This is a genomic window from Mycobacterium sp. TH-M15 (assembly GCF_057473705.1).
Map to the genome: position 1 here is coordinate 1 of NZ_JBYCLB010000314.1, position 9,573 is coordinate 9,573.

General features: G+C 70.6%; 7 protein-coding genes. 4 read left to right on the plus strand and 3 right to left on the minus strand.

The window, feature by feature from the left end:
* A partial coding sequence (locus AC2VNT_RS07305; protein WP_486946217.1) for an arabinosyltransferase occupies nucleotides 1-2,895 on the plus strand: 2,895 nt, incomplete at its 5' end.
* A complete protein-coding gene (locus tag AC2VNT_RS07310; RefSeq protein WP_486946218.1) occupies nucleotides 2,892-6,098 on the plus strand; it encodes an arabinosyltransferase domain-containing protein in 3,207 nt (1,068 codons plus the stop codon). The genes AC2VNT_RS07305 and AC2VNT_RS07310, both read left to right, overlap by 4 nt.
* A gap of 99 nt (nucleotides 6,099-6,197) precedes the next feature.
* On the opposite strand, the gene AC2VNT_RS07315 is transcribed toward AC2VNT_RS07310, so the two are convergent.
* Nucleotides 6,198-7,601, minus strand: coding sequence for an MFS transporter (locus tag AC2VNT_RS07315; protein WP_486946219.1), 1,404 nt, complete (start codon nucleotides 7,599-7,601; stop codon nucleotides 6,198-6,200).
* Nucleotides 7,602-7,818: 217 nt separating this feature from the next.
* Complete coding sequence (locus AC2VNT_RS07320) at nucleotides 7,819-8,727, minus strand: PucR family transcriptional regulator (protein ID WP_486946220.1); 909 nt, start codon at nucleotides 8,725-8,727, stop codon at nucleotides 7,819-7,821.
* On the opposite strand from AC2VNT_RS07320, the gene AC2VNT_RS07325 reads away from it, so the two are divergent.
* The gene (locus AC2VNT_RS07325) at nucleotides 8,692-9,012 is read left to right on the plus strand and encodes a hypothetical protein (RefSeq protein ID WP_486946221.1); all 321 of its coding nucleotides are present in this window, start codon (nucleotides 8,692-8,694) and stop codon (nucleotides 9,010-9,012) included. The genes AC2VNT_RS07320 and AC2VNT_RS07325 overlap by 36 nt on opposite strands.
* 2 nt (nucleotides 9,013-9,014) lie before the next feature.
* Nucleotides 9,015-9,230 carry a hypothetical protein gene (locus AC2VNT_RS07330; RefSeq protein ID WP_486946222.1) on the plus strand — a complete coding sequence of 72 codons (216 nt, stop codon included), beginning with the start codon at nucleotides 9,015-9,017 and terminating at the stop codon, nucleotides 9,228-9,230.
* Nucleotides 9,231-9,249: 19 nt separating this feature from the next.
* On the opposite strand, the gene AC2VNT_RS07335 is transcribed toward AC2VNT_RS07330, so the two are convergent.
* A complete protein-coding gene (locus AC2VNT_RS07335) occupies nucleotides 9,250-9,462 on the minus strand; it encodes a type II toxin-antitoxin system PemK/MazF family toxin (protein ID WP_486946223.1) in 213 nt (70 codons plus the stop codon).
* Nucleotides 9,463-9,573 lie beyond the last annotated feature (111 nt).

Consider the following 9,573-nt stretch of genomic DNA (forward strand, 5'->3'; position numbering starts at 1 on the left):
GGCGCCGACTTCGTCGGCATCACCGGCGCCGCCAAGACCCTGCCGGTGGAGAAGAAACCCCAGGTCGGCGGGATCTTCACCGACCTGAGCGTGCCCCCGCAGCCCGGGCTGCACGCCCGCATCGACGTCGACACCCGGTTCATCACCCGGCCGACCGTGGTCAAGGCGGCCGTGCTCGGCCTGGGTGTGCTGGCCGCCGCCGCGTCGATCGGCGCGCTGGCGGTGCTGGATTCCCGGTCCGGTCGACGAGCGCCGGCGCGAGGAGAGCCGGGGCGTGCCATGCCCGGCGCGCATCGCCGGGTGCCCGGCCGCACCCGGCGAGCCGGCCTCACCACCTGGATCGCAGACGCCGGGGTGCTCGCCGGGCTGGCGCTGTGGCACCTGATCGGGGCTATCTCGTCCGACGACGGCTACAACCTGACCATGGCGCGGATCGCGCCGAAGGCCGGCTACGTCGCCAACTACTACCGCTACTTCGGCACCACCGAGGCACCGTTCGACTGGTATCCGGCCCTGCTGTCGCACCTGGCGGCGGTCAGCACCGCCGGGGTGTGGATGCGGCTGCCGGCCACCCTGGCCGGGATGGCCTGCTGGCTGACCATCAGCCGGTCCGTGCTGCCGCGGCTCGGCCCGGCCCGCGGCGGCCTGGCCGACAACCGGGTCACGGTGTTCACCGCGGCGATGATGTTCCTGGCCGCCTGGCTGCCGTTCAACAACGGGCTGCGGCCCGAACCGCTGATCGCGCTGGGCACCGTCGTCACCTGGGTGCTGGTGGAGCGCACCATCGCGACCCGGCGGCTGGTGCCCGCGGCGATCGCGGTGCTGACCGCAGGGCTGACCGGGACCCTGGCCCCGCAGGGGCTGATCGCGGTGGCGGCGCTGCTGGCCGGCGGCCGGGCGATCGAGCAGGTGATCCGGCGGCGCCGGGCCGCCGACGGCCTGCTGGCCCCGCTGGCGGTGCTGGCCGCGGCGGCGTCGCTGATCGTCGTGGTGGTGTTCCGGGCGCAGACCGCCGCGAACGTGGCCGAGGCCTGGCGGATCAAATACAAAGTCGGCCCGACGATCGCCTGGTACCAGGAGTTCCTGCGCTACTACTTCCTGACCGTCGAGGAGAACGTCGACGCGTCGATGACCCGTCGATTCGCGGTGCTGGTGATGCTGTTCTGCATGTTCGCCATGCTGGTGGTGCTGCTGCGCCGCCGCTGGGTGGCCGGGGTGGCCAGCGGCCCGGCCTGGCGGCTGATCGGCACCACCGGGGTCGGCCTGCTGCTGCTGACCTTCACCCCGACCAAGTGGGCGGTGCAGTTCGGCGGCTTCGCCGGGCTGACCGGTGCGCTGGCCGGGCTCACCGCGTTCACCTTCGGCCGGATCGGGCTGCACAACCGGCGGAACCTGTCGCTGTACGTCACCGCGCTGCTGTTCCTGCTGGCCTGGGCCACCTCCGGGGTGAACGGCTGGTTCTACGTCGGCAACTACGGGGTGCCGTGGTTCGACATCCAGCCGGTGGTCGCCGGGCACCCGGTGACGACGATCTTCCTGGTGGCCTCGATCGTCACCGGCCTGATCGCCGGCTGGCAGCACTTCCGGCAGGACTACTCCGGGCACACCCAGGTGGCCGACACCCGGCGCAACCGGGTGCTGGCGTCGACGCCGTTGTTGGTGGTGGCCACCTTCGTGGTGCTGCTGGAGGTCGCCTCGATGGCCAAGGGCGCGGTCTTCCGCTACCCGGTGTACACCACCGCCAAGGCCAACCTGGCCGCCATCACCAGCGGCCTGTCGCCGACCAGCTGCGCCATGGCCGACGACGTGCTGGCTGAGCCGGACCCCAATGTCGGTCTGCTGCAGCCGATGCCGGGTCAGCAGTACGGTGAGCTGGGTCCGCTCGGCGGTGCCGACCCGGTGGGTTTCGGACCCGACGCGGTCGCCGACGACCTGTCCTCGCTGGCCGTCATCGCCAAGCCCGGCGTGGTGAACGCCGACGCCTCGCCGAACAAACCCAGTGCGTCGCAGAGCGATTCGGCCGGCACCGCGGGCGGCAAGATCCCGGCCGACGCCCCGACCGGGGTGAACGGCTCCCGGGTGGCGCTGCCGTTCGGGCTGGATCCGGCGGTGACGCCGGTGCTGGGCAGCTACCAGGCGCAGATCGCCGCGCACGCCACCTCGGTGTGGTATCCGCTGCCGCCGGCCGCCCCGGACCGGGCACCGATCGTGGTGGTCACCGCCGCCGGGGCGATCTGGTCGCACGACGAGAACGGCAAGCTGGATTACGGTCAGCCGCTGAAACTCGAGTGGGGCACCACGGGCGGCGGCACGAGCGGTGCGATCAAAGCGCTCGGGCAGGTGGAGCCGATCGACATCGGCCCGCAGAACTCCTGGCGCAGCTTGCGCTTCCCGCTGGCCTGGGCGCCGCCGGGAACCGACGCGGTGCGGATCGTCGCCAACGACCCGAACCTCTCCACCGACCAGTGGCTGGCGTTCACCCCGCCGCGGGTGCCGGTGACGCAGACCATCCAGCAGCTGATCGGCTCGCGGACCCCGGTGCTGCTGGACATCGCCACCGCGGCGAACTTCCCGTGCCAGCGGCCGTTCGGCGAGCACCTGGGCGTCGCCGAACTGCCGGATTACCGGATCATGCCCGACCACAAGCAGACCGCGTCGTCGTCGAATCTGTGGGAGTCCGCCGAGGACGGCGGCGTCTTCCTGATCACCCAGGCGATGCTGTGGACCTCGACGGTGCCGACCTACCTCAACGGCGACTGGTACCGGGACTGGGGCTCGGTGGAGGCCTACCACCGGCTGGTCCCGGCCGCCGTGGCCCCGGACGCCGTCGTCGAGCAGGGCACCGTGACCGTCACCGGCTGGAGCCGGCCCGGACCGATTCGAGCGCTGCCATGACGCGCGCTGTGACGATCCGGGCGAGCAGGACCGACGTGCGGGTGGCCCGGTGGGCGGCCACCGTCGCCGGCCTGGTCGGCTTCCTGCTGTCGCTGGCCACCCCGCTGCTGCCGGTGGTGCAGACCACCGCGACACTGAACTGGCCGCAGCACGGACAGCTCGTCAACGTCACCGCGCCGCTGATCTCGCAGACCCCGGTGGCGATGACGGTGCGGGTGCCGTGCGCGGCGGTGCGGTCGATGCCGGCCGAGGGCGGGCTGCTGCTGGGCACCGCGCCGGCCAAAGGCAAGGAAGCCGCGCTGCAGGGGCTGTTCGTCACCGTCACCGCCGACCGGGTCGACGTCACCGACCGAAACGTGGTGTTGGAGAGCGTCTCCCGCGCCAAGGTGGAAGGACCGGACGGGACTCCCGGCTGTTCGGCGATCGAGATCGCCTCGTCGCACGCCGGCACCTTCGTCACCTTCGACGGGTTGACCAAGAAGTCCGGCTGGGCCGACCCGAACCTGCGCCCGCAGATCGTCGGCGTCTTCACCGACCTGATCGGACCGGCACCGCCCGGGCTGGAGCTCTCCGCCGACATCGACACCCGGTTCTCCACCCGGCCGACCGCGCTGAAGCTGGCCGCGATCATCCTGGCGATCCTGTCCGCGGTGGTGTCGCTGGTCGCGCTGTGGCGGCTGGACCGGATGGACGGCCGGCGGATGCACCGGCTGATCCCCACCCGCTGGCGGTTTTTCCGCCTGGCCGACGCGACGGTGATCTTCGGCTTCCTGCTCTGGTATGTGATCGGCGCCAACTCGTCCGACGACGGCTACATCCTGGGCATGGCCCGGGTCGCCGACCACGCCGGCTACATGAGCAACTACTTCCGCTGGTTCGGCAGCCCGGAGGATCCGTTCGGCTGGTACTACAACCTGCTGGCGCTGATGACCCACGTCAGCGACCAGAGCATCTGGATCCGGCTGCCCGACCTGCTGGCCGGGCTGCTGTGCTGGCTGCTGCTCTCCCGCGAGGTGCTGCCCCGGCTGGGCCCGGCGGTGTCGTCGAGCCGGCCGGCGATGTGGGCGGCCGGGATGGTGTTGCTGGCGGCCTGGATGCCGTTCAACAACGGCCTGCGGCCGGAGCCGATCATCGCGCTCGGCTCGCTGGTCACCTACGTGCTGATCGAGCGGGCGATGAACACCGGGCGGCTCACCCCGGCCGCGCTGGCGGTGGTCTGCGCCGCGTTCACCCTGGGCGTGCAGCCGACCGGGCTGATCGCGGTGGCCGCGCTGGTCGCCGGCGGGCGGCCGATCCTGCGGATCCTGGTGCGCCGGCACCGGCAGGTCGGCACCTGGCCGCTGCTGGCGCCGATGCTGGCGGCTGGCTTCGTCATCTTGACCGTCGTGTTCTTCGACCAGACGCTGCGCGCGGTGGCCGAGGCCACCCGGATCCGCGGCGCGATCGGCCCCAGCCAGGCCTGGTTCACCGAGAACCTGCGCTACTACTACCTGTTCCTGCCCACCGTCGACGGTTCGCTGTCCCGCCGGTTCGGCTTCCTGATCGCTGCGCTCTGCCTGTTCACCACGATGTTCATCATGTTGCGGCGCAAGCGGATCCCCGGGGTGGCCAGTGGGCCCGCGTGGCGGCTGATGGGCGTCATCTTCGCCACCATGTTCTTCCTGATGTTCACCCCGACCAAGTGGGTGCACCACTTCGGCCTGTTCGCCGCGGTGGCCGCGGCGATGGCGGCGCTGGCCACCGTGCTGGTCTCGCACACCGTGCTGCGCTGGTCGCGGAACCGGATGGCGTTCACCGCGGCGGTGCTGTTCGTGCTGGCGCTGTGCTGGTCCACCACCAACGGCTGGTGGTATGTCTCCAGCTACGGGGTGCCGTTCAACTCGACCAAGCCGAAGATCGGCGGGGTGACGGTCAGCACGGTGTTCTTCGCCCTGTTCGTCGTCGTCGCGATCTGGGCGGCCTGGCTGCACTTCGCCGCCCGCGACCGGGGCGAGGGCCGGCTGTCCCGGGCGCTGACCGCGGCGCCGGTCCCGACGGCGGCCGCGTTCATGGTGCTGGTGTTCGTCGGGTCGATGGTGGCCGGGATCGTCCGCCAGTACCCCACCTACTCCAACGGACTCGCCAACGTGCGCGCCTTCGCCCGCGGCTGCGGCCTCGCCGACGACGTGCTCGTCGAACCCGACCCCAACGCCGGCGCGCTCGCCCCGCTGCCCGGCGAGTACGGCCCGCTCGGCCCGCTCGGCGGGGCCAACCCGGTGGGCTACACCGCCAACGGGGTGCCCGAGCACATCGTCGCCGAGGCGGTTCGGGAGACGATCGTCAAACCGGGCACCGACTACGACTGGGACGCGCCGATCGCCCGGCGGATGCCGGGCGTGAACGGCTCGACGGTGCCGCTGCCCTACGGGCTGGACCCGGCCCGGACGCCGCTGGCCGGCAGCTACACCACCGGCACCCAGCGGCAGAGCCGGCTCACCTCGGCGTGGTACACGTTGCCGCCGCGCGACGACGCGCACCCGCTGGTGGTGGTCACCGCCGCCGGCGTGGTCTCCGGCTACAGCGTGCTCAACGGGTTCACCAGCGGGCAGAACGTGCTGCTGGAGTACGGCGTGGCCGGTCCGGACGGCGCACCGGTGGCGGCCGGGAAGCCGATCGTCCCCTACGACCTCTACGGCGAGTGGCCCAAGGCGTGGCGCAATCTGCGCTACCCGCGGGCCGAGATCCCGGCCGACGCCGTCGCGGTCCGGGTGGTCGCCGAAGACCTGTCACTGACCCCGCGGGACTGGATCGCGCTCACCCCGCCGCGGGTGCCGGATCTGCGGTCGGTGCAGGAGTACGTCGGCTCGGACCAGCCGGTGTTGATGGACTGGGCGGTGGGGCTGGCGTTCCCGTGCCAGCAGCCGATGCTGCACGCCAACGGCGTCACCGAGGTGCCGAAGTTCCGGATCACCCCGGACTACCTGGCCAAGAAGCAGGACACCGACACCTGGGAAGACGGCATCAACGGCGGATTGCTGGGCATCACCGACCTGCTGCTGCGGGCGCACGTGATGGCGACCTACCTGTCCCGGGACTGGGGACGCGACTGGGGGTCGCTGCGCAAGTTCGACACCATCATGCCGGCCCAGCCGGCCGACATCGAGCTGGGCAGCGCCACCCACAGCGGCTGGTGGTCGCCCGGCGAGATCCGGATCAAGCCGTAGCCTTGCTACCGCTAGCTCAAGCGGTAGTCGGCAGCCGCTGCCCGCGAGCAGACGCAAAGTCGCCCGGATTCGGTCTTATTTGGGGGTTTCTGCGTCTGCTCAGCGTCGCCAGCTCGCGTTCCAGCTCGGTCTCCGCCCCGGAATCTCGGTGCCGCGCAGCGTGCAGCCCACCGTCTCACGCAGGAACGGCAGCGCCAGCAGGCCGACCAGCGCACCGGCGATCAGGTAGCCGGCCGGGAACAGCCGCCAGCCGGTGCCGTCGACCGCGGTCTCGGCCACCAGCGGTGCGGTACCGCCGAACAGCGCGGTGGCCACGTTGTAGGAGAGCGCGAAGCCGGCGAAGCGGACCTGGGTGGGGAACATCGCCGGGAACGTCGCGGTCACGGTGGCCAGCTGCGGCACGAAGAGCAGCCCGAGCACCGCGAAGGCGACCAGCGCCCAGCCCGGCCCCTGCCCCATCAGCCAGTACAGCGGCACCGCCGACACGCCCAGCAACAGCAGCGACGCCGCCCACATCGGCCGGCGGCCCACCCGATCCGACCAGGCGCCGGCGACCGGGATGGCCGCCATCATCACCAGCTCGCCGACCAGCATGATCGCCGACCGGCTGCGTTCCCCGAGACCGAGGGTGGTGTGCAGGTAGGTCGGCTGGTAGGCCAGTAGCAGGTAGGCGGTGCCGTTGAGTGCCACCACCATCGCGAACATCACCGCCAGCGACCTGGTGTGGTTGGTCAGCAGATCAACGAAGCGCTGCCGGACGGTGCCGGTGATCTCGCCGCAGCCCGCGCACTCCCGGAAGACCGGGGTCTCGTCGATCCGGGTGCGCAGCAGCAGGCCGACCAGGCCCAGCGGGATGGCCAGCAGGAACGGAATCCGCCAGCCCCACGCCGCCATCTGGTCGTAGGTCAGCACCGTCTCCAGGGTGAGCACCACCGCGCTGCCGAGAACGAACCCGCCCAGGCTGCCGACCTCCAGAAAGGAGCCGTAGCGGCCGCGTTTGGCGTCCGGCGCCGACTCGGCCATGAACGTCGCCGCGGCACCGTATTGGCCGCCCGCCGAGAAGCCCTGCACCACCTGCAGGGCGATCAGCACCACCGGTGCCCACCAGCCGACCGTTGCGTGGGTGGGCAGCACCCCGATCAGCGCGGTCGCCGCGCAGATCAGCAGGATCGTCGTCATCAGCACCGGCTTCCGGCCGATGCGGTCGCCGATCAGCCCCCAGACCATGCCGCCGAGCGGGCGCAGCACGAACGAGACGGCGAAGCCCAGCATGGTGCCCACGGTGCCCAGCGGCACGGGGAAGAACGCGGCGGTCAGATACGTCGCCACCGCGGCATAGACCCCGTAGTCGTACCACTCGGTGGCGTTGCCGATCGCCGAGGCGGCGATCGCCCGGCGCAGCGTCCGGCTCCGGCTCGCCGCCGGCACCGGGCGGCCGGCTGGGGCCGGGATTCGATTCCTCGGGACGACCACCCGGGGCGGGTGCGGCAACAGCAGGCTCATCACACCTCGTCCCTGCCGCGCACGACAACCCCCTGTCACCCCGTCACGGGTCGCGACGGTCGAAACGGTCCGGAAAAGACCCTCCGTGACAGAATAGTGCTTTTGATATAAAAGTTGCTGATGTGATCAGTGTGTTATCGAAGGCTCACCTGGTCGCGATCCGCGTGGGACCGGCCTGAAGCGCCTGAATCCAAAACGGCCTACACACCGTGCGCGGCTACGGGGTGAGCCGCCACTGGAGCACCTCCAACGCGACGGCGACGTGCACGCTGGCCCTCCCCAGCGGCCGCGGGAGGAGCCGGTTGGCGTACGCGATCCGTTTCAACAGGGTGTTGCGGTGGATGAACAGCCGCGCCGCTGCGCGGGAACTGTTGCACTGCGCGTCGATGAAGGTCAGGACGGTCCGGTGCAGGTCGGGGTCGGCCGACTCGAACTCACCGAGCGTGTGGTTGATGAAGCGATCGGTCTGTTCGGGATCTGCGGCGGTGATCAGCGCGATCAACTCGACGTCGGCGAACGTCGCGATCTGCCTGCACGAGTTCAGCCGCGCCATCATCCGCTGGGTGGTGATGGCGTCGAGGTGGCTGCGCCGGAAGCCCTCGGGTCCGTCGGCGGTGGAGCCGACCGCCATTCGTACACCGGGCAGTCCGTCGATCACGTGACCGACGCCGGTCAAATCCGGACCGGTTTCGCCGGGCAGCCAGACCCAACGTGTGCCGGCACTCGCCAGGACCGTCAGTGGTCGGTGCCCGTCAAGGCCGCATATCACCTCCTCGACGACACGGTCCAGGTCGGCCAGCGCGGGGTCCGACTCGTCGCCCCAGACCACCGCCGCGGTGTGGCTCTGCGCTAAGTCGTAGCCGAGTTCGCCTCCGATACGGTCCTCGTCCAATGACGCCCCGTTGAGGATCAGGGCGACGAGTTCGCGACGTTCGGCGTGGGTGCCGCGGGTGAGCTGGTCCCGTTCGACTTGGATCTGCTGGCGGATCCCGGCGACCGTCGCATCGACGAACGCCCCGATCGAGCGGGCCGACACGTCGAGCAACTCCTGCAGCTCGTCGAGGTCCGACGTCAGCGTGAAGGCGACCCGATGTTCACCGAAGTGCTGCACCGCGACGACCGCCACGAAACCGCCACCGACGCCGCCGACCGGGCACTCAGTAAGTTCGACACCGCCGAACTCACGCTCGCACACGGAGCCCACCCCCGCGTCGTCGACGCCTGGCAACTGCTCGGCGAAAAAACCCACCAGTGGCAAGCCGAACACGCCGAAGCCGAAGCCCACGGCGGCGACGCCGACCTACTGCGCACCCAACACACACGCGACCGGGCCACCACACACGCACGCGACCGGACCACCCAACGCGACTACTACGACGACCGCGACGACGGCCTGGACATGAGCATGTGAGCGTGCGGATTCCGGATACTCCCGGCGACACCCCCTGCCCCGGGCCGGACATTCTGCTGACGGCGGCCCGGCCCGGCCCGGTCAAGGCCCACCGGCCGCTACGCGGGCACCCCTACGGGGCGCACCTTGACCGCGCCGACCCGCCGCAGAACACCGGCCACTATCGGGGAAGGGGCAAGCTGCGGGTACGCCAAACGACGGCAGGTGCGCAGCTGTAGCGGAGGCCACATTGTCGGTTCAGCTTAGGATCGTGGTGAGCTTGGCCAGCACGTCGTCGAGGATCGCGGCATCGACGTGTTCAACCTTGCGCCCGTTGCGAGAACCGATGTCGATTGCACGGGGTTGATCGCAGCGTATGACGCCGGTTGTGCGAGTACCAGCGTTTGCAAGTGAGACGGCGAAACCCGCGGTACGCGCAAAGTTCCCGCCGCGCGTTATCGGTAGCACCACCGGCGTGTTCGTCAAACGGGCTCTTCCGACTTAGCAGGGGCGTAGCTGTCTGGCCCTGGGTGGCGCCTGCCGTGATTGGCGGGTGCAGGCCCACCGTACGCGGCGACGTTG

Bases quoted from the DNA above. Each gene is read 5' to 3' on its own strand.
- AC2VNT_RS07310 (WP_486946218.1), top strand. From the start codon at position 2,892: ATGACGCGCGCTGTGACGATCCGGGCGAGCAGGACCGACGTGCGGGTG.
- AC2VNT_RS07315 (WP_486946219.1), bottom strand. From the start codon at position 7,601: ATGAGCCTGCTGTTGCCGCACCCGCCCCGGGTGGTCGTCCCGAGGAAT.
- AC2VNT_RS07325 (WP_486946221.1), top strand. From the start codon at position 8,692: ATGTTCACCGAAGTGCTGCACCGCGACGACCGCCACGAAACCGCCACC.